15 protein-coding genes are annotated in these 21663 nt (G+C 37.5%); all 15 read left to right on the top strand.

The features are described 5' to 3' along the window. Nucleotides 1-437 precede the first annotated feature (437 nt). The 15 genes from BN35_RS02460 (at nucleotide 438) to BN35_RS02390 (ending at nucleotide 21459) form a co-directional block, all read left to right on the top strand. Nucleotides 438-1037 carry a DUF6621 family protein gene (locus tag BN35_RS02460; protein WP_025072419.1) on the top strand — a complete coding sequence of 200 codons (600 nt, stop codon included), beginning with the start codon at nucleotides 438-440 and terminating at the stop codon, nucleotides 1035-1037. Nucleotides 1038-1123: 86 nt separating this feature from the next. Further along, entirely contained in the window at nucleotides 1124-2350 is a 1227-nt protein-coding gene (locus BN35_RS02455) for a saccharopine dehydrogenase family protein (protein WP_025072418.1), read from the top strand. Nucleotides 2351-2424: 74 nt separating this feature from the next. Next, the gene (gene recA, locus BN35_RS02450; protein WP_025072417.1) at nucleotides 2425-3450 is read left to right on the top strand and encodes a recombinase RecA; all 1026 of its coding nucleotides are present in this window, start codon (nucleotides 2425-2427) and stop codon (nucleotides 3448-3450) included. 176 nt (nucleotides 3451-3626) lie between these two features. Beyond that, nucleotides 3627-4145: an outer membrane beta-barrel protein gene (locus tag BN35_RS02445; protein ID WP_025072416.1), complete on the top strand. Its 519-nt coding sequence runs from the start codon at nucleotides 3627-3629 to the stop codon at nucleotides 4143-4145. A 346-nt stretch (nucleotides 4146-4491) separates the two neighbouring features. Beyond that, nucleotides 4492-5040, top strand: coding sequence for a hypothetical protein (locus BN35_RS02440; RefSeq protein ID WP_025072415.1), 549 nt, complete (start codon nucleotides 4492-4494; stop codon nucleotides 5038-5040). Between the two features lie 227 nt (nucleotides 5041-5267). Further along, nucleotides 5268-7199: a molecular chaperone DnaK gene (dnaK, locus tag BN35_RS02435; RefSeq protein ID WP_025072414.1), complete on the top strand. Its 1932-nt coding sequence runs from the start codon at nucleotides 5268-5270 to the stop codon at nucleotides 7197-7199. A gap of 365 nt (nucleotides 7200-7564) precedes the next feature. Then, a complete protein-coding gene (locus BN35_RS02430) occupies nucleotides 7565-8086 on the top strand; it encodes a DUF6155 family protein (protein ID WP_025072413.1) in 522 nt (173 codons plus the stop codon). 172 nt (nucleotides 8087-8258) lie between these two features. Continuing rightward, nucleotides 8259-8465 (top strand): helix-turn-helix domain-containing protein, encoded by a 207-nt coding sequence (locus tag BN35_RS02425; protein ID WP_004362600.1) that lies wholly within the window; start codon nucleotides 8259-8261, stop codon nucleotides 8463-8465. Next, a complete protein-coding gene (gene fic, locus BN35_RS02420; RefSeq protein WP_025072412.1) occupies nucleotides 8458-9354 on the top strand; it encodes a protein adenylyltransferase Fic in 897 nt (298 codons plus the stop codon). Before BN35_RS02425 ends, fic begins: the two co-directional genes overlap by 8 nt. Before the next feature lie 5 nt (nucleotides 9355-9359). Then, complete coding sequence (locus tag BN35_RS02415; RefSeq protein ID WP_028901139.1) at nucleotides 9360-10172, top strand: TIGR02391 family protein; 813 nt, start codon at nucleotides 9360-9362, stop codon at nucleotides 10170-10172. An 80-nt stretch (nucleotides 10173-10252) separates the two neighbouring features. Then, complete coding sequence (locus BN35_RS02410; protein ID WP_028901140.1) at nucleotides 10253-13129, top strand: DEAD/DEAH box helicase family protein; 2877 nt, start codon at nucleotides 10253-10255, stop codon at nucleotides 13127-13129. A gap of 11 nt (nucleotides 13130-13140) precedes the next feature. Then, nucleotides 13141-15018, top strand: a complete 1878-nt coding sequence (locus tag BN35_RS02405; RefSeq protein ID WP_025072411.1) for a DNA-methyltransferase — start codon at nucleotides 13141-13143, stop codon at nucleotides 15016-15018. A gap of 38 nt (nucleotides 15019-15056) precedes the next feature. Then, complete coding sequence (locus tag BN35_RS02400) at nucleotides 15057-18557, top strand: SIR2 family protein (protein ID WP_028901141.1); 3501 nt, start codon at nucleotides 15057-15059, stop codon at nucleotides 18555-18557. A gap of 54 nt (nucleotides 18558-18611) precedes the next feature. After that, the gene (locus BN35_RS02395) at nucleotides 18612-20339 is read left to right on the top strand and encodes a hypothetical protein (protein WP_028901142.1); all 1728 of its coding nucleotides are present in this window, start codon (nucleotides 18612-18614) and stop codon (nucleotides 20337-20339) included. A 223-nt stretch (nucleotides 20340-20562) separates the two neighbouring features. Beyond that, nucleotides 20563-21459 carry a polyphosphate kinase 2 family protein gene (locus tag BN35_RS02390; RefSeq protein WP_028901143.1) on the top strand — a complete coding sequence of 299 codons (897 nt, stop codon included), beginning with the start codon at nucleotides 20563-20565 and terminating at the stop codon, nucleotides 21457-21459. Nucleotides 21460-21663 lie beyond the last annotated feature (204 nt).

Here is a 21663-nt window from a genome sequence, read left to right as displayed (position 1 = left end):
TTTTTACCATTTTTTTGCGGCTAAAGCATTGCTCTAAGCTTGTTATTTGCATGCTTTAATGTTGTTATGGTATGTGAATAACAGCCTTAAATGGTGTTTCCAGGGGCGTTAAGTCAATGTTCCAGCTTGAAAAGACGTCTATTTTGTGAAAATCAGCGCATTTTTGTTGTGTGTTTGCCTATTAATTTTTTCTATTTTGGAAATTTTAGATGGCCGTTTTTTGGTAAAATTACAGGACAAAAACAGCAAGTGACATTACCAAAGAAAATAAGAAAACTGCACCTTTCTTAGAAGAGTTATGGTTGTTGAAACAAAAGAAGAAAAAAGAGCGTTTTGCATCATCTACACCCTTTCTACAATGGAAGAGCTGTGTTCATGAATTAGTTTTTTATATTTTGTATGGTTGGTATCATTATTTTTATGTAAATTTGCAAAGTATGGATGCACAAATTTCAAACAATCAATGGAGCGAGAATATCATTCTCGTTGATGGTGATTATATCGATCAGGTTGCTTTTGACCTGATTGTGAACTTTGAACGAATGATTGGACGGCGCATACCTGCTGCCGACACTGCTCGTTGGATTGATTGCATAGCCTTAGATGGCGGTATCAGAGAAGGAACACATGACACACAAGTGATTTTTGTGCATAGCAAGGAAAAGACCACACTGGAAAACTTTCAGCCAGGCAATTTTGAAAATGACTTGAACGGAAAGGCTTTCAAAGATCACTTAGGCGAGTTTATGTTAAGTTCGTTTCCTGTAGAGGATATTGTGCAGGATACCGACTTCTTTATGGACATCCTGCTCACCGTATGCCAGCATCCAAATGTCAAACGGATGATGATAGTTCCCAACTGTGAACGGGAAGGGGTGTTCGACCGCATTCGTACAAGTCTGCGTAGAGTAGACGATGAGAATAAACGCATCACTGTTTTTGCCATGCAACCCTTAGTGGGTGGAAACTTCAGGCAAGAAATCTTGGGCTATTCGTTAATGAATGCCTTAGGGATTAAGAGCGAAGAAATAAAATAAAGTATAACAACCAACAGAAAGTGCCGATAAAGGCGTACCCTGCGAGGCACTCTCCTCCACAACGGAGGTGACGGGGATTCATGATTATGTCACGAGTTTTAATGATTGGCGCTGGTGGCGTCGCAACCGTAGCAGCATTTAAGATTTCACAGAATCCAGAAGTGTTTACAGAGTTGATGATAGCCAGCAGACGTAAAGAGAAATGCGATAAAATAGTAAAAGCTATTGGTAACCCAAACATCAAAACAGCCCAAGTAGATGCCGACGATGTGGAGCAACTAAAAGCTTTGATGAACGACTACAAACCAGAGTTGGTGATTAACTTAGCATTGCCCTATCAGGATCTTACCATTATGGAAGCTTGCTTGGCTTGTGGATGCAATTATCTTGACACGGCTAATTACGAGCCCAAAGACGAGGCACACTTTGAATACTCATGGCAATGGGCATACAAAGACAAGTTTGAAAAAGCTGGACTTACAGCCATTCTTGGGTGCGGTTTCGACCCGGGCGTGAGTGGTATCTTCACGGCTTACGCTGCCAAACACTATTTTGACGAGATACATTATTTGGACATTGTCGACTGTAATGCTGGCAATCACCATAAAGCTTTTGCCACCAATTTTAATCCTGAAATCAACATTCGAGAAATTACACAAAAGGGACTTTATTACAAAGATGGCAAATGGATTGAAACCGAACCTTTGGAAATTCATCAACCCATTACCTATCCTAACATCGGCCCACGTGAGAGCTATTTGATGCACCACGAAGAGTTGGAAAGCTTGGTGAAGAATTATCCTACCATTAAACAGGCTCGGTTCTGGATGACCTTTGGTGAACAATACCTTAACTATTTGGATGTTATTCAAAATTTGGGCATGTCGCGTATCGATGAGATTGAATACGAGGCAGAATTGGCTGATGGCTCTGGCAAGAAGGTGAAGGTAAACATTGTTCCTCTACAATTCCTTAAAGCCGTATTGCCCAATCCACAAGATCTTGGTGAGAACTATGACGGCGAGACGAGCATCGGCTGTCGCATTCGTGGCATAAAAGACGGTAAAGAACTTTCCTATTACGTTTACAACAACTGCAAACACCAAGACGCCTACAAAGAAACAGGAATGCAAGGAGTGAGCTATACCACTGGTGTGCCTGCCATGATTGGTGCCATGATGTTTCTTAAAGGAATTTGGAAGAAACCTGGTGTTTGGAACGTTGAAGACTTCGACCCAGATCCTTTCATGGAACAACTGAACAAACAAGGCTTGCCTTGGCACGAAGAGTTTGGCAAAGATTTGGAATTATAGTCATTTTGGCTGACAAGGTCAATAGGAATAATTAGACTAATTAGCTCAACAACGAAAAAAATAAAGTACAAAATATGGCAAAAGAAGAAACAAAATCACCAGCCACCAACGAAGGCAAGCTGAAAGCGCTACAGGCTGCCATGGCGAAGATAGAGAAGGACTTTGGTAAGGGTTCTATTATGCGAATGGGTGATGAACAAATAGAAGATGTTGAAGTGATACCAACAGGTAGCATTGCATTAGACTGCGCACTCGGTGTGGGTGGATATCCACGAGGACGCATCATTGAAATATATGGTCCAGAATCTTCGGGAAAAACAACACTGGCTATCCATGCTATTGCTGAGACACAAAAGGCTGGAGGCATTGCTGCCTTCATTGATGCCGAACACGCTTTCGACCGTTTTTATGCCGCAAAGTTAGGCGTAGATGTGGACAATCTATGGATTTCACAGCCCGACAACGGTGAGCAAGCTTTGGAAATAGCAGACCAACTGATTCGCTCTTCAGCTATCGACATCTTGGTTATTGACTCTGTGGCAGCACTGACACCTAAGAAAGAGATTGACGGTGACATGGGCGACAGCAACGTTGGTTTGCAGGCTCGACTGATGAGTCAGGCTCTTCGCAAACTCACCTCGAATATTAGCAAGACCAATACCACCTGTATCTTTATCAACCAGTTGCGAGAAAAAATTGGAGTCATGTTTGGTAGTCCAGAGACCACTACAGGAGGTAACGCATTAAAGTTCTATGCTTCTGTACGATTAGACATCCGAAAGGTGACCAGCCTGAAAGATGGCGACCAGGTTGTTGGTAATCAAGTGCGTGTGAAAGTGGTAAAAAACAAGGTAGCTCCTCCATTCCGCAAAGCAGAATTTGAGATTACCTTTGGCGAAGGAATCTCTAAAATCGGAGAAATTGTTGATTTGGGCGTAGAATATGACATTATCAAGAAAAGTGGTTCGTGGTATTCGTATCAAGACTCTAAATTGGCACAAGGACGCGATGCAACCAAAAAGTTACTGAAAGACAATCCTGAGCTGTGTGAAGAATTGGAAGCACAAATCAAACAAGCCATTGCAGAAAAGACAGAATAAAAAAACTTTAAAAAAAATGATGATACGTTCATCCATAAATAATAAATATTTTCTATCTTTGTAGCAACATATTCTACAGCCATAAAGTCAAGGCTGGTGGTATCAGTCAAAGCTGGTTCTCACTAAGCATCAATGACTAAGGGATAGGATACATTATTCATTTAATCAACATAGTTATGAGGAAATTATTTTTAACAGCAGTCATCGCATTGCTTAGTATTGGCGCTTATGCGCAAGAGGGACAAGCCTACTTAGGTGGGCAACTGGCGTATCCAACAGACATCAAATCGTTAGGTGTGGGTCTAAAAGGTGGCTATGGAATCACTGACGCTATCCGCACACAGGCAACATTCGACTACTTCCTAAAGAAGAACAACGTTTCTTGGTGGGATATCAATTTGGATGTACATTATCTCTTCTCACTTGGGGACAATATCAAGATCTACCCTCTAGCAGGACTTACCTACCTACGCGGTTCTGTTGATGGCTTCACTCAAACAGTCAGCACGCCAGCTGGTAGTATCACAGTAGGAAGTAACGAATCACACAGTGACGGCAATCTTGGCGTAAACCTTGGTGGTGGTTTCCAATACGACCTCTCAGAAAAGTTTGCCCTCAATGCAGAGGTTAAATTCCAAATTATTAAAAACTCCAATCAAGGCGTCATCTCTGCAGGTTTTCTCTATAAATTCTGATAAGACAGAGCAACTTGACATTGTCAAGATACGAACAGCCTTAGCTGGCTAAGGTATTTCAAGCATTTAACCATATCAACCGCCATGAGGCGGAATGATATGGTTTTCTTATTAGTCATTTTTATTAAAATATAATTTCAAGTACAAAAATAGATATCGCTTTTGTAACAACAAAATAACAATAATGTTTTTTGAAGATATCGTTGAGTGAAATAAAATTGCAAAACTTTCTATTTGTCCCTTTGTATTCGACACAATAAATTCGTAATTTTGCAATCTATCATTTCTTGGAATGATAAAACTAAGGGATGACTTTTAACTTTGCCCTTTTCAAAAGAAATATATGATGAATGAGAAACAACCTGTCACCGAATTTACGATAACACTCCAAAAAGACCTTTACAACTACCTGCTGTCTTTGAACAAAGTGGACGCCCACCTACCCGATGCACCCGACATTGAAGAGAAGTGGCTACAAATAGCCAACGCTTATATGCCCGATGCTGTACGTGAATTTAATAAATACCCTACCGTTGTTTTTGGCTGGATAATGTACATTGGCATGGCTGTAGCCAAATATTGGGATGAAGATTGGGAACTATATAATAAGGTGGAAAATTTGTATCTCTATTTGCGCAACCGCATCGACTTTGATCACATGGACGACTACATACGCGAAAAGGTGTTGTGTCTAAACACAGAACAAGCACAAACACTACAATCCATCGTTGGCGAATGTGCAGCCCGCACCAATAACATTCTCCAACATTTTCCGATAACACATGGATCGGAAGATGCGTATCGTGCGGTAGTAACAGCTCTGCACCAACTATATTCTTTGGGAGCTGCCATACAACTTAAGTCCATGGGCTACCACATGACAAAATTAGAATGACATCAGTGGTTCATTCCTCTTCCTTGGCTCTTTCCACGCATGACAATAAGAATATCTAAATGACAGATTGGCATATTCCTTGTCAGTATGCACTTAAATATTGTTTTTGGCATGGCATTTGTTTTTATATGAGCGAAACGACGAAATATGTAATATTATATGTGAACTTGTAAACTTATAAACTCGTAAACTCGTAAACTCGTAAACTAAAAAAAAACAATATAAATATGGGAAAGATTATTGGAATTGACTTAGGAACAACAAATTCATGTGTTGCTGTATTTGAAGGCAATGAGCCTGTGGTAATTGCTAATAGTGAAGGTAAACGCACAACGCCTTCTGTAATAGGTTTTGTAAAAGATGGCGAGCGCAAGGTTGGTGACCCAGCTAAACGTCAAGCTATTACCAACCCTGTGAACACCGTTTACTCTATTAAACGTTTCATGGGTGAAACTTATGCACAGAGCCAAAAAGAAGCTGAGCGCGTACCCTTTAAGGTGGTAGATGAAAATGGCTACCCAAGAATAGGCATTGAAGGACGGAAATATACCCCACAGGAAATATCAGCCATGGTTCTTCAGAAAATGAAGAAAACCGCTGAAGACTACTTAGGACAAGAAGTTACTGATGCTGTGATTACCGTTCCTGCTTATTTCTCTGACTCACAACGTCAGGCAACCAAAGAGGCAGGCGAGATAGCTGGTCTTAAAGTTCAGCGAATTGTCAACGAGCCTACGGCAGCAGCTTTGGCATACGGTGTTGACAAAGCCCACAAGGATATGAAAATCGCTGTTTTCGACCTTGGTGGTGGTACTTTTGATATCTCTATCTTGGAATTTGGCGGTGGTGTGTTTGAAGTGCTTTCTACCAATGGTGACACACACTTAGGTGGTGATGACTTTGACCAAGTGATTATCGACTGGTTGGCAGACGGTTTCAAAGCTGACGAAGGAATTGACTTGCGAAAAGATCCTATGGCTATGCAACGTTTGAAAGAGGCTGCAGAGAAAGCTAAGATTGAACTCTCAAGTACCACATCTACAGAAATCAACTTGCCTTATATCTCGGCAGAGGGAGGCGTGCCAAAACACTTAGTAAAAACGCTAACACGATCTCAGTTTGAGCAGTTGGCACATGACTTGATTCAGGCTTGCTTGGTTCCTTGTCAAAACGCTATTAAGGATGCTAAGCTATCCACATCAGATATCGATGAAGTGATTCTTGTAGGTGGTTCAAGCCGTATTCCAGCTGTACAAACCTTAGTAAAGAATTACTTTGGTAAAGAGCCTTCAAAAGGAGTGAACCCTGATGAGGTAGTTGCTATTGGTGCCGCTATTCAAGGAGCTATCTTGAATAAAGAGAGTGGCGTTGGTGACATCGTATTACTTGACGTAACTCCGCTAACATTGGGTATTGAAACCATGGGAGGCGTAATGACCAAATTGATTGATGCCAATACAACCATTCCTACCAAGAAGAGCGAAACATTCTCTACCGCAGTAGACAACCAAACGGCTGTGACTATCCATGTATTACAAGGTGAACGTCCAATGGCATCACAAAACAAAAGCATTGGACAGTTTAATCTCGAAGGCATAGCTCCTGCACGTCGTGGTGTTCCACAGATTGAAGTAACTTTCGACATCGATGCCAATGGTATCTTGAATGTATCGGCAAAAGACAAGGCTACAGGCAAGGAACAAAAGATTCGTATTGAGGCTTCAAGCGGTTTGAATCAAGAAGAAATCGACCGTATGAAGGCTGAGGCAGAACAAAACGCTGCTGCTGACAAGGCTGAACGTGAGAAGGTGGACAAGCTGAATCAGGCAGACTCTATGATCTTCACCACAGAAAACTTCTTGAAGGACAACGGTGACAAGATTCCTGCCGATCAGAAGCCTAATATAGAGAGTGCATTGCAACAACTGAAAGATGCGCATAAAAATGCGGATGTAGCAGCCATTGATACTGCCATCAATAACCTGAATACCGTGATGCAAGCTGCCAGTGCCCAAATGTATGGACAAGCAGGTGGTGCACAACCAGGTGCTGGTGCAGGCGCAGGCTTTACTGGTGAACAGCAAGCAGGTGGCGAACAGTCTCAAGGCAGCACAACCGACGACACAGTCCAAGATGCAGACTTTGAGGAAGTGAAATAAAAGTGCTAATAAACGCTAATTAAAAATAGGTAAATCCCAGTAACATAATAAGTTGCTGGGGTTTTTATTTCTCAATAATAATTAAATCTTATCGTTTTTAATCGTTTTTGTGCTTATATTTGTACCATATTTGTGCCGCGACTTAATGGGAGATAAAGTGCGACTTAATTGAAAAAATAAATTGATAATCAAATAGATACAAATAGTATGGCGAGTGCAAAATTTCAGCAACATTGAAAGACCATTGTTTGATAACCATTGGCAAGCCATCTATTCCGACGAAATTATCGGAGCCAAGCTGAATCAGCTAATTGGGGCTGAAGTGATAAAAGGATATTTATAGAAGAAATAAATGCATTTAAGTTATGTCAAAAGCAAAGTTAAGAAAGAAGTTGGAAACATTACCAAAGGAGAATGTTATTAATCTGATGATGAGCCTTTACGATGCAAGCAAGGAAGCAAAGACCTACTTAGAGTTTTATCTTACGCCCGACAGTTATGCCGAGGTGGAGAAATATAAGAAGATAATACAAAATGAGTTTTTCCCTATGCGTGGCTTTTCTGAAAAGCCATCGTTCGCTACATGCCGCAAGGCTATCTCTGAATTTAAAAAGCTGAAACCTGCACCAGAATGCTTAGCCGACTTGATGCTCTTTTACATAGAGCAAGGCTGCGAATATACGATGACTTTTGGTGATATGTGGGAACAGTATTATGTTACTTTGGAGAACAACTTTGAGAAAGCGATGGAGTTCATTTCCCTTCACGGACTACTGCCCAACTACAACGAACGGATAGAACGCATGCTCAATGCCACGGACTGTGGATGGGGATTTTCGGATACGTTGTGGGGTATATATAGCCAATACCAGTCTTCGTTATCCTAATAAAATAGCTGAGATTCTATAGAGAATAGAGCCGGCACAGAAAAATCTGCAACGCAAGAAAGGCAAATAAAATTGTAGATATAAGACTTTTGAAGGAGGAGAAAAAAGCTCCTCCTTTTTAGTTCTTTATACAATAATATTTACTATATTTGCAAACAATCATATAATATTTATGGAAAGTCCAACTAATAGAATTAAAGAGGTGCTTATCGAAAAAGGGATTAAGCAGACATGGCTTGCCGAGAAACTCGGCAAGAGTTTTACTATTGTCAACTCATATGTTTGCAATCGTCGACAACCAAGCCTAGAATTGCTATTTCAAATAGCAGAGATCTTACAAGTCAATCCAAAAGAATTGATTAACACTCCAGATGAGTAACTTTATTATGGCAGAGCATAAAACATCTATCCGCTTTTTCAACGACCGTGAAGTTAGGGCGGTGTGGGACGACACACACAATAAGTGGTGGTTCTCTGTACTGGACATTATTGCTGCAATTAACGAGCAAGATGATTACCAAAAGACGAGGAACTATTGGAAGTATCTTAAAACCAAACTAAGAAAAGAAAACAGTCAGTTGGTTAGTGCTACTAACCAACTGAAGCTAAAAGCCTCTGATGGGAAGTCATATAAGACAGATACGTTTGATGCAGAGGGTGTAACCCTTTTGGCAAAGCATATCAATAATACCAAGGCTACAAACTTCCTTGACTGGTTCCTCTATAGTGATAACACTATTGATGGACAGAGCAAGAAAAAGGCTTATCAGCTTTTTGAAAGTGGTATCTTAAAGACTGTAGAGCCTGGTAGTATCAAATGTCTGCAACAGATACACGCTTATCTTTTTGGAGGACTGTACGACTTTGCTGGACAAATTCGTACGAAGAATATATCCAAAGGAGGTTTTACCTTTGCTAATTGTATGCACTTCCCTGAAACTCTGCACACAATAGAGCGAATGCCCGAAACTACTTTTGATGAGATAATGGACAAATATGTTGAAATGAATGTAGCGCATCCATTTATGGAAGGCAACGGTCGTAGCACTCGCATTTGGCTTGACCTCATGCTAAAGCGTTCTCTCAAACGGTGTGTGGATTGGAGTCAAATTGATAAGAACGAATATTTGTCTGCAATGCGTGAAAGTGTTTCTGATAGTAAACACATCAAGAGTTTAGTGCTACCAGCACTCACCACCAAGATTGATGACCGAGAAATGTTTATGAAGGGTATTGATTACTCATACTATTACGAACAAAATGATTAAATTTTATGGCTATATTAAGAAAATGCTTTCCCGTTAATGTTATCGAGATGATTGCGAATATACTTGGTGATACAGATAAGGGCTTAACTGGTTCAGAAATACACCGATTACTATTGCAGGCTATTATTGAGGATAAAACCCAAGAAGGTGTAATGGTTGCCAAAAGAAAGAATTTATTTAATTCTTTATCCAGTGAGCAGAATAAGAAAAAATGCTCTAATAATATATTACGTTTTATAGGTTATGCTCTTGCTCCAAGCCGATATATCAAGAATGAAGAAGAGTTTGAAAGAATTAGAAGTGAGGTGAATCAACAATTGGCATTCGTTGGATATGAACTTGCCGAGTCAGGGAAGTTTAGAGAAATTGCAGTCGCAAGTACTATTTCTGATGTACAAATCAAGGCAAATAATCTAAAACAAGAAATAGAAAAAAGAAAGGGGCATAGCGAAATTATTAAATACTGTAAAGCTGAATTGTTAGTAAATAATTACTTCCATGCTGTTTTAGAGGCAAACAAAGGCTTGTTCCAGCGTATAAGAGATTTATCGGGGATGAAAACAGATGGGAATAAACTTATAGAGGAAGTGTTTAGCAAGAATCCCATATTAATTATAAATAATTTTCAAACAAATTCAGAAAAGAATGAGCATGAAGGTTTCTGCAGTCTACTTAAAGGTTTATGCTGCATGTTTAGAAATCCAACAGCACATGAACCCAAGGTCGACTGGGAGATGTCGGAACAAGATGCACTTGAAATACTTGGAATAATTTCTTATTGCCATAGAAGATTGGATAATTACCAAAAAATCAGATAATTCTATGCTTCATTTTTATATTATTATGTGCCAAATGATTAAAATAACAATTAATGAAATAAATAATTAGATACAATATAATGTTCTATAATATCATACAAAAGAAAAGAGATGAATGGCTCAATCGAAAAGATTGCCCTATCGCCTATTTATTAAACTACATCGAGGACAAAGGGATGATGCGCGATGCGCAAATTGAGGCTATAAAGACTTACTTGTTTTTGAAGATAGAATGTGGCAACAAAACTTTGTGGAGGCTTTTCACAGAGGGCGATTTCTTGTCTCTCAATCTTGACAATATGAGTCTTACCGTTAAGGCAAGACATATTCTTGAAACTGATAAAGCTGCAGCTTCGCTTTATGAATATGCTTGCCAGCCTGATGAGCAAGGGAATGTTTCAGCACCAGCATTAAAGAAATACATTGAAGAAAATCCCGATACAATCGATTATGCAGCTATCTTTAAGAAGTTATTTTACGATGTAACCTATCCTGACTATATTTTTAGTTTACCAATGGGATCAGGTAAAACATATTTGATGGCTGCGTTTATCTATCTTGATTTGTATTTTTCAATAAATGAGCCGAATAATCCATCCTTTGCGCATAATTTTATGATTTTGGCTCCATCAGGCTTGAAGTCTTCTATCATTCCAAGTATAAAGAATATACAAGACTTTGATCCTACGTGGATTCTTCCGGAGCCATCTGCATCTCAAATAAAGAATGAAATTCAGTTTGAAATACTTGATGCACAGAAGACTGCACAAAAAAGTAATCTTGTTAAGAATCCCAATGCGCAAAAGATAAACAGCCATCTGACATCAAATGATGTTCGTGGGCTGGTGGCAGTGACTAATGCCGAGAAGGTTATCTTAAATAAATACGATAAAAATGAAGACCCTTCTTTTCTTAGCGATAAGGAAAAGAAAGAGTTTGAGGTTTCTAATGAGCTTCGTTCTATTGTTGGAAAGATTCCTCATCTTTCTATTTTCATTGATGAGGTGCATCATGCTTCAGACGGAGACATAAAGCTGCGTCAGGTTGTTAATAAGTGGACAGAAACAGAAACCTTTAATTCTGTATTAGGTTTCTCTGGCACTCCTTATCTCCCCACTGCCGAGTCGGTGAAGATGGGAGCAGACTTGTCATTGAAGAACAAGAACCTTTCAAATGTTGTTTATTATTATCCGCTGATAGAAGGCGTGGGTAATTTCTTGAAGTCTCCAACAATAAAAGTGTCAGATGGTGGTTATGAAACGATTATTCGCAAAGGAGTGTCAGAGTTTCTTGAAACGTATGGCAACTTGCAATATCCCAATGGCACATGTGCGAAACAGGCAATCTACTGTGGGCGCATAGATAATCTGGAGGAGAACATCTATCCTATCGTTGCGGAACTTACCAGCAAGTTCGGTTTGAATCCTGCTGATACAATTCTTAAATACCATGGTGGAAACAAGGAGTATTCCGTGCCCGAGAGTGCGGCTATTGAATTTGCGTCGTTAGACACCAGTCTCTCAAAGATAAAGATAGTGTTGTTAGCGCAAATAGGTAAAGAGGGTTGGGACTGTAAGAGCCTGACCAGCGTTATCTTGCCTCAAAAAGGAGCATGCCCACAAAATATGGTGTTGCAGACTTCTTGCCGTTGTTTACGTCAGGTTGTAAAGAATAATAAGGAAACAGCTTTGATTTGGCTTAACGAAGACAATGCTAAAACGCTGAATAGAGAATTGGACAAGCAACAGCACACTTCTATTGAAGAACTTAACAAAGGTGGTAATGCCAAACTGCATACCTTGCAGCGTTTCTCTCGTATGGAGAAATTGCGTGTGCCCCCAATTGACTTCTTCCAACTGAAGGTGTCTTACCTGACATTAGTGTTAGAAGATAAGCTGAACACTACAAAAGAACTGCAAAGAGATGATTTTTATTCTATCAGTGGCGTACAACTAATCCAACAACAGAATCTAAAAGGAGAGATAGAAGATAAATCTACAGAGCTGTTGCAGGATGATGAAAGTGGCAAGGCTATTACATTTAATAGTTGGCTACATCTTGTTTGCAAAGAAAGTTTCGGTACGTTGTCTGTTGCGCAGTTAAGGGAGCACATCACAGCTCTGCAAGCAATCTTTGAAGCCATCACGGAGGAGCGTCATGGTATACATTATCTTAAAGGAGAATACAATCAAACACAAGTACGTACCAATGTGCGTAAAGCCTTTATCCCTCGTCGAACTATTGATGTGAAAGAAGAAGTGATACCAGAGACTGCTGAGCTTCTTCAGATTAAGAACGTTCAATCAACAATAGAGGTGAATGATACGTCTAAATATTTCCCTAACCAAGAGCAAGTATTAAAGATAGTTGATGCAGATAAAGGTAAGAAATGTCTAAAGGCAACAATACAAACAACTATTCATACACTTAAAAAATTAGGCAAGCAGGAGCAAACCATACAAGCATTATTGGATAGTCCCGATAGTTACGAGCCAACGGATAGCAACATCAATGATAAGACTTATCATTATCTGCCTTACAGGTTCGACAGTAGTTTTGAGATAAGTTATTTCTCAAAATCTCTCCAAACTATCATACGTGATAAGCAACTCGAGTTTTATTTCAATGGCGATGACAACCTGACCGATTTCAAAATACGCTGCTATAAGAAGTCTGGTAAGAACTGGAGTCTGCTCGGCAATTACACGCCCGATTTCTTGGTGATTAGCAGAGATGAACAAGGGGCAATCAAACAAATACTTATTATTGAGACTAAAGGCGAAGGCTTTGCTGCCAAGTTTACTGAACGTAGACAATTTATGGAAGAAGAGTTTGTGAAACTAAATAACGAACGTTTCGGTTATAATCGATTCAGTTTCTTGTATATCGAAGACACGATGACACCAGCCGAGCAAGATATTAAAACCATTACTGCAATCAATCAATTTTTTAAATAAAATAACTTATTATGGCAATAAAATATATTTCCTACGACCCCAATGTCCTCGAAGGACAAGCTATACTCGATAACTTTGTGCGCACGCAGCGTATTCTTCGCTATCGTGATAACGGTAAAGTGTTTGATCGTATTCAGCGTGGTATGCCATTATATGAAGTAGAAAGCCAAGAAGTGGTGGGCAAGAATCCTAATCATAACCTCGTGCTTCGTGGCGAGTGTCTTGCTGCCTGCGCTTATCTTAAGGAGAAAGGAGTGAAAGTAGACCTTGTGTACATTGACCCACCTTTTGCCAGTGGTGCCGATTATGCCAAGAAGGTTTATATTCGTCGCAATCCAAAAGTGGCAGAAGCTATTAAGCAAGCAGAGACCGAGATTGACAGCGAAGAACTGCGCAACTTTGAAGAAAAAATGTATGGCGATGTGTGGGACAAGGAACGCTATCTTAATTGGATGTATGAAAACCTCATGGCAATAAAAGCTGTTATGAGCGACACGGCTTCTATCTATGTACACCTCGATTGGCACATAGGGCATTATGTGAAGATTCTGATGGATGAGATATTTGGTGAAGATAATTTCAGAAATGAAATAGTATGGTATTACAGAAGATGGAATATTGCAGGTAAAGACTTTGCAAAAAATCATGATACATTATTTTGGTATACGAAATCTGGAGATGGTATACATTGTTATAATCAATTATATATTCCAAAGTCTGAAAAATCAAGTGCACAAGGGAAATCATGGAAGAGTGTTATAGGAGAAGATGGTGTACGGCGCTCAATTCAGACTAATGAACCAACAAAAGGAGTTCCAATGCCTGATGTCTGGGAAATTTCAATGATTAATCCTGTTGCAGAAGAACGTCTTGCAGTAGGTTATGCCACCCAAAAGCCTGAAGCGTTATTAGAACGCATCATTAAAGCCAGTAGCAATGAAGGTATGCTTGTGGCTGACTTCTTTGGTGGCAGTGGTGTAACAGCTACAGTAGCCAATAAGTTAGGGCGCAGGTTTGTCCATTGCGATATTGGCATCAACAGCATTGAGACCACGCGCGACCGCCTGCGTAAGGCCGGGGCAGAGTTTGAGGTAATGGAGATAAAAGATGGTGTTTCGCTCTATCGTAATCCCGTGCAGACGATGGATAAACTGAAGAGCCTGATACCCGGACTTCGCAATGAAGATGCACTTGATAAGTTTTGGGAAGGAAGCATTCATGACACGAAAAATGGTATACTGCCGGTTTATCTTCCAAACTTAATGGATAGTAGCACCCGCTTGTTAGACACCGCACTGATGAATCGCATTCTGAAAGAAGCAATGCCCAGCCTGCCCGACGAAACTAAAAAAGTAGTTGTATATTATATTGATATCACTGATACAAAGGAAATAAAGCAATTCATTAAAGAACAGAACGACACGTTGATAGAAGTTGAACTAAGAGACTTAAAGAACGTGCTCGACAATGTTGTTGTAGAAGATGATGCCGAATTTGATGTGAAGGAAGTCCAGCCAGAAGGTGAGGCTTTCAAAGTGTGGCAAGTGAGCATCAATCGCTTCTTTAGCGACCGTGTGAATAAAAAGATAGAAGAATTCAATCTTAAAGGACAGCAACAGGCACTGAAGACTAATAAAGCATTTAAGCCCATCACGTTGAGCGAAGAAGGACTGGAAACTATCGAGTTCCTAAGCCTTGATTGTACTTCTGCCGATGCTTCTTCTCCTTGGCACAGCGACTCCGAGATTCTCATCGACCGCCTTGGTTATGTACGTAAGAATGGTATTGATACTAAAACCTTCTGGGATGGTACAATTACTTCAGACAACAAACCTCTCCGCCTCAAGATAAGAAATATCTGTGGGGATGAGACAATATATAACTTGTAAATTATTAATAAATTTATCAGGAAAAAAGCATTTTGGCGATGGAAGTAAACAATAATATAGAAAACCTTAAAGCTTTAAAAAAAGATTATGAAAAAGGATTGGTTTCAGCTCTTATAGGTGCTGGTTTTTCTAAAAATGTATCATCCCTTTATTTGGACTGGACCTCACTATTAGAAGATCTTATAGATGATGTATTCAAATTAGAAATAAATCAGTACATAGGTAATTACCTTCATTGTAATGTTGGAGTATATCACGAAGATGAAAAGAAAAAGAGAAAGAAAGAGTTTGTTGATAATCTTTTAGACAAGTATGGGTATTTAGAAATTGTTTCGAAATATATAGGTCAAAAAGGATATAGGGAGGTTATAGAAGATTATATAGAAGAGCGTACTCCTTATGCAAAAAAGAACAATGATGGGACTACATCGCTCTATATAAAGGATGAAAAGAAAACTGATATTATAGAATCTGATTTTTCAGCACATAAGCAATTGTTACTATGTGATAAATTTAAGAATATATACACGACAAATTACGACAATCTATTAGAATTCACATCTGATAATTTTTCAGAATTTCAAACTCCTATGGTGAATACATCATGGAATTTATCAAATGGTTTCCAGAAACGTAGTATAATAAAAATACATGGGTCATTAAGGATAGAAGATGATAGGTTTGAATTTGAAGGTGATCAACACTTGCGATATATAATAGCTCAAGAAGATTATGACACCTATATTGAGAAGCATGAGGCTTTTTCTCATTTAATGAGAATTTCTATGCTACAAGGGAAGTTCTGTCTATTGGGCTTTTCTGGTAATGACCCTAATTATATGGGGTGGGTTAAATGGATGAGTGATATTCTTGGAAAAGGGAAAGATAAAGGTCCTAAAATTTACCTTGTAACGTTTAAAAATGAAGAAAGCTCTGATAAGAAACTCTATTATAAAAATCATTATATACGGGAAATTAATCTTATGGAGGTTCTTTCTTTACTGGGATATGATCAATCTGAAATATCTAAATTATCATTATCTGCTCCTAACTCCTATAAAGAAATTCTTGAAAGTTTTCTAAAATTCCTTTGTAAAACCGAAGATGGAGTTTTGAAAGAAACCGGTGGTAGAGCAAATAGTAGTTATGAAAAAAGACTTGTCACTTCAACAGAAAGTAAAACTGAAAAAGTAGAAATAACAACTTCTGAAAAAAATATTTCTTTCGAATATAAAGAGTTATGGAATGAGGCAAGTTTAAAATTCTATCGTCAAGAAAATTTGTCTGAGATTTTTGAACGTATCAAAAATGCAAAGACTAAATATCCTTTCTGTCAGGTTGTCTATAATCAAGAACGCTTTATAGAAACGGCTCTTAGAAGGAAAGGAGATTTAACAGAACCAGAAGCTTATCTTTTTGCACTTGCAGTTAAAGAAACAGGGCAATTACCTCGTTATTATTCCCCATTCTTGCAGGATAAGCCTATTTTAGATTCGATACCACTTTGGAAAGAAATGATACAAAGAGAGGAAACTCTTAAAGGAAGTTTAGAGCTCTTACAACATGGTAATTCGTCTGATTATTTTACTTATGAGAATATTCAAAGGAAATTATTTCATTTAGAATTTGAGACTGCTCATCGACTTTTAGAAGATTGGGATGCAAAAGGTTATTGGTTACAAGCAAAAGCCATGCGATTAGCTGCATTTCATGGAAGTGAAAAGGCGTTTGGTATTTTATCATCATATATTGATAGTCTTGACAATGCACAAGAAAAAATGTATGCATGCATTTTAGCCAACTATATTTCTTTTAAGTATCCTCGACCATATAATTTGGAGTATTTCTTACAAAATAACATTTATGGACAAGGTGAGATAATCAGTTACATCCTTGAAAAGATGAGAAGTAAAGAAGATAAGCCTAAACAGAGGGGTTGGGTCGGTTCTTCATATAGCCTTTGTTCTAATAACACTCTATATGAGCAAAGCCTGAGATTTTTGCAGTTTATATTTGATACAGGACTGTACTTAAACTTTGGTATTACATCTTTTGTTAATATTAAGGATTGGTATAAAGTTTGTAAGAATCTATTTAGGCTTTTACCATATCCTTGTTTCTTTTATTCAATTCAATATCATGATAAAGATGTATTAAGACGCATTGGACAAGATTATGCCTTTACCCCAGATTTATTAGAAGAAAATAAAGACCTACTACTATCCTCTTTAAAGGCGTATGGAAATCAGTGTACTCCAGAAACGTTCTTATCTGGAATACTAAATATTACAGGTCCTTTATACTTATGTGTAGATGAATCAATTTGGTTTGACTCCTTTAAAACGAATATTTTTGATTTTATGATTACTCACATTTCTGAATATACCCATAGTGACATAGTTGTAGAGAATGTAGAGAACGCGGTTTCTTGCTTAAAGAGTAAGTGTCATCTTGAAATTATTTTAGGAACTCTTTTGCAACATGCAAAAGATAACATGGATATAGTTCAAAGAGTAATCTGTTCTGATATGAATCTAAAATATTTAGATGAAGAATTGAATGAAGGGATCTCTAATTTACTGGAAGAATTAATTTGTGTATATCCCCAAATAGATATAACTGAAGTTGTATATTTCTTAAATATAAACAAATGTTTGCCAGATAGGTTATTAAAACTGTTCATGACTAAATTAAAAGAGGTCAGTTTTGATGACATCCCCTCAGAAGTAGGGTCTCTTTTTTACATTTGTATTTTGGCAAAAAATGATGAGGAAATAACTAAAAAGGCGAAGCAAAAGATACTTGAGAAAGACATTTGGCATTGTGGTGTTTTAGCTGAAGGAAATGGTTGGAGTACTCCAAATTATATACGCCTACAAGCCTTTAATGATATTACTGAATGGGATGATCAAGAGTTTAATATTATCTCAAATAATTTAAGGAAGAATATTAGCAAATATAATACTCTTCCCGAGAAATTTAGAAATGATTCGTTTATGAGGAATGTTCAAATTACTTATTTGTCGGATGTTCTACAATATATAAACACTCTATCAAAAGAACGTAGAAAGAGTTTAGAAGATCTTAGAGTACTAACGAAGAACTTATTAAGTAGTAGTGTTTCATATGATTCTTTTATAGAGGCGATGTTATCGGAACAATCTGCAGATGTTTCTAATGGAATAGATAATATTGTTCAGGGAGTCCGTTCCTCAGGTTTGAAATCATATCATAATGAAATAAATTTTATAGTTGATAGAGCCATTATAGGAGAGCAAATAGTTTTAAGTAAAAATCTCTCTGTAATAGAATGGTTAATAAGAAACTATGAACAGGATTTCAAGGAAATGCAAATAGACTCAAAACTATTAGTTCTTTTATCTGTTTATAAAAACAGGTGGCAAGATATGGATGAATTTCGTCCAGATCATAGCTTTGAAGATTTACATTATATTGCAAATTATTTAAAAAAAGAAGGACATGACAATGATAGTATTCAGTATTGGTTAACAGATAGCTTTGTGCGTATTTTCTTATAAAATGTTCTCTGTTGCAAGAGTGTTGAGATGTTTTTCAAATATCATTAATCGAAGATGAATATAACAATAGAAAAGATACTTGAGTTTCATGCTCTATTTCCCGAAGAAAAAGAAATAGATATTTCCAGCGTACTAAAAAAGTATAGTAGAAAAGACTTGGTGCTAAGCAGTAACGTCTTAAGTCATAATTATGGAAGAGCGTATATACCAGATAAGAATAATACGTTTTTTTCTCGTCATAGTGAAAAACATCTTAAAGATTTAAATAATCGGTTTGAGCACCTCACAAAAATAAGTAGCCAAAAGATATTCTGTTATTGTACTACTAAAACCTCTTTGGAATTAATGAGAATTATCTTTTCTATCCCTATAAATGAATATAAGAATGATGGAGATATAGAGGATTTTGAATATGATTTATTCCGAGTCATACTTCAAATAAATGAAAACCTAATGAGTTTCAATAGCACAAATGAACAAGATCTCGCTACTTTAAGTTTTTTAAATTTCTTTATCATGAATGATATTAGCGGACAAGATGTCAGAGATGTTTTTATAAGACAAGTTCAATATTATTCTGTTTTATCTGATTTTATAGAGACCTATCAAGATTGTACCACTGCTAAAGAGAGTTTTTATAAAAATGTAGGAATAACCAAAATGTCCGATTATGCTAAAACATGGTTGGCTCTTTTTACTTTAGAATTTGAATATCAAAAGAAACAAGGAAAAGGCTGTCCTATCTTGGATTTAAATAGATTGCAAGATGTTGATGGTACGCTAAACATTCCTGTATTAGATTTTCTTTCAATCAATCTAAATGAGCATATTTCCTATAGTAATACAGAGATAAAAAGTAGAGATAATAATGTAGATTATCGCATATTTAGATCACGTCCTTTAATAAAAATTAGTGATAAAAAATATATTATATATTGTTTTCCTATCTTAGTTGAGAGACTCTATAACAGTTTGTTTTTTGATTTAAAAGATAGTTTCAAGGATGCGTTTAACTTCTATAACAAAGATTTTGTGGAAAAAGTTTTGTTTCAACCACAAGTTCTGCAATGTCTTAATGAAAAAATAACATCCAAAATATATCCTTCTCGAGAGATGATTCTTTGCGGCGATAAAATCAAAGAAGAGGATAATCAGCCTGACTTTTATTTACGTGAAAATGATAATCTGATATTATTTGAATGTAAAGCTATACGCGTTAATGGTGAACTCAAAGACAAATCTGATATTGATGAGCTATTGAGTATTCTGAAAAATAAGTTGTATTATTCTATTGAAAATATAGATAAATCAAGAGGTAAGAAGAAAAATGCAGAACGAGTTGGAGTAACACAGTTAGTCCAGCAAATGAAAATGATAGATGCAGACACTTTTAAGTGGGATAATAATATACCAGATGAAGTTGCCTATTATCCTGTAATTGTCTTGGAAGATCCTCGTTTTGTTGTACCAGGTTTATCCTATATTATCAATTCTTGGTATCAGTCACTTATTGAACAAGAGCTTCCTGAACAGATGTGTCACCCAATAATAGTAATGTCTATAGATATGTTAATGTTATATTCACATATTTTCAAGGCAGAAAGCTTTCATAATGTTTTTGATAAATATTTCAAACAAGCTGTTTGTTATTCTGCCAATGGTGTTACGTGGACTTTTGATCCACTTGCTGATTTTAATGTGTTTATGCAAGAAAAATATAAATTATCTCCGCAAAAGAAGGAACAGTTATTTGAGATATCTAGAAATACTTTGGATATATAAAGAATGTAAATATGATGACATCCAAGATGTTTTCTAATCAATACTACTCAAATTGAGGAAACATTTTTGTACCATAAGAATGTAATCCACTTATAATCAGTATAGGATAAGTTTGAGGAAGAGAAGTAAGAACAAGATTAAAGAAGATATAATCATGCAAGACGTTTCTACAGATTTTTTCTAACATACTCATCATAACACTAACCATAAAATACAAACAATCATGGACAAAGACTTATTGAAAAAACTAACGGCCGAACCAGGGAAGAAGCACAAGGTGGCTGATTTCGACACAAACTACACGGCTGACCTGAACAAGAAAGAGTGTAAAAAACTACTGCAAGAAAATGTCAAAACAATGGCGGCTTTGCAAAACATGCTTTATGCTTATAATCGTTATTCCGTGCTGATTATCTTTCAAGCCATGGATGCGGCGGGAAAAGACGGCACAATCAAGCATGTGATGTCGGGCATCAACCCGCAAGGGTGCCAGGTGTTTTCGTTCAAACAACCTTCAGCTGTTGAGCTCGACCACGGCTATTTGTGGCGCATCCAAAAGAATGTACCTGAACGTGGACGCATCGGCATCTTCAACCGCTCGCATTATGAAGACGTATTGGTGGGAAGGGTTCATCCGGAGATTATTATCAATGGACAAATTCCGGGAATGTACAACGTGGACGATGTCAATGAAGATTTTTGGGAAAAGCGATACCAGCACATCAATGAGTTTGAACGCTATCTCACAGAAACGGGAACTGTTATTATCAAGTTCTTCCTTAATGTGTCGAAAGAAGAACAAAAAGAGCGATTTTTGAAGCGATTGGACAATGAAGAGAAAAATTGGAAATTTTCTGCCAGTGATGTCGAAGAACGCCAACATTGGGATGACTATATGGACGCGTATAGCAAGATGCTCACCAAAACGTCTACCGACTATGCTCCATGGTACGTCATTCCGGCTGACCACAAATGGTTCATGCGCTATGCCGTTGGTACGGTTATCAGTAGCCATTTGAACAAGTTGCAGATGTACTATCCGCAGCTCAGCAAAGAGGAAACTGAAAATTTAAAGGTATATCGCAAGCAACTGATGGAAGAGGATAAAACAGAAAAGTGAGATTGGTGACCGGAAAAAGGGCTAATTCGTCTACAAAATACCCCAAAATCATGAATTATTCATGACATTTTTAATAAATATTCGTAAAAACATACTGATAAGTCATTTATTTTTAGTACATTTGTAAAAATAGTTAACATTAAAGTCCTACAGCCACATTGGCTCGTAGACATCACCCTTTAACACATAAAAATATGAAAGACC

Origin of the sequence: Hoylesella timonensis 4401737 = DSM 22865 = JCM 15640, assembly GCF_000455445.1 — a bacterium.
GTDB lineage: Bacteria > Bacteroidota > Bacteroidia > Bacteroidales > Bacteroidaceae > Prevotella > Prevotella timonensis.
The sequence above is the reverse complement of the archived record's forward strand: the minus strand, read 5'-3'. Positions and strand labels throughout refer to the sequence as shown.

Bases quoted from the DNA above. Each gene is read 5' to 3' on its own strand.
- fic (WP_025072412.1), top strand. From the start codon at position 8,458: ATGAGTAACTTTATTATGGCAGAGCATAAAACATCTATCCGCTTTTTC.
- BN35_RS02460 (WP_025072419.1), top strand. From the start codon at position 438: ATGGATGCACAAATTTCAAACAATCAATGGAGCGAGAATATCATTCTC.
- BN35_RS02445 (WP_025072416.1), top strand. From the start codon at position 3,627: ATGAGGAAATTATTTTTAACAGCAGTCATCGCATTGCTTAGTATTGGC.
- dnaK (WP_025072414.1), top strand. From the start codon at position 5,268: ATGGGAAAGATTATTGGAATTGACTTAGGAACAACAAATTCATGTGTT.
- BN35_RS02405 (WP_025072411.1), top strand. From the start codon at position 13,141: ATGGCAATAAAATATATTTCCTACGACCCCAATGTCCTCGAAGGACAA.
- BN35_RS02425 (WP_004362600.1), top strand. From the start codon at position 8,259: ATGGAAAGTCCAACTAATAGAATTAAAGAGGTGCTTATCGAAAAAGGG.
- BN35_RS02430 (WP_025072413.1), top strand. From the start codon at position 7,565: ATGTCAAAAGCAAAGTTAAGAAAGAAGTTGGAAACATTACCAAAGGAG.
- BN35_RS02390 (WP_028901143.1), top strand. From the start codon at position 20,563: ATGGACAAAGACTTATTGAAAAAACTAACGGCCGAACCAGGGAAGAAG.
- BN35_RS02415 (WP_028901139.1), top strand. From the start codon at position 9,360: ATGGCTATATTAAGAAAATGCTTTCCCGTTAATGTTATCGAGATGATT.
- BN35_RS02395 (WP_028901142.1), top strand. From the start codon at position 18,612: ATGAATATAACAATAGAAAAGATACTTGAGTTTCATGCTCTATTTCCC.
- BN35_RS02410 (WP_028901140.1), top strand. From the start codon at position 10,253: ATGTTCTATAATATCATACAAAAGAAAAGAGATGAATGGCTCAATCGA.
- BN35_RS02455 (WP_025072418.1), top strand. From the start codon at position 1,124: ATGTCACGAGTTTTAATGATTGGCGCTGGTGGCGTCGCAACCGTAGCA.
- recA (WP_025072417.1), top strand. From the start codon at position 2,425: ATGGCAAAAGAAGAAACAAAATCACCAGCCACCAACGAAGGCAAGCTG.
- BN35_RS02440 (WP_025072415.1), top strand. From the start codon at position 4,492: ATGAATGAGAAACAACCTGTCACCGAATTTACGATAACACTCCAAAAA.
- BN35_RS02400 (WP_028901141.1), top strand. From the start codon at position 15,057: ATGGAAGTAAACAATAATATAGAAAACCTTAAAGCTTTAAAAAAAGAT.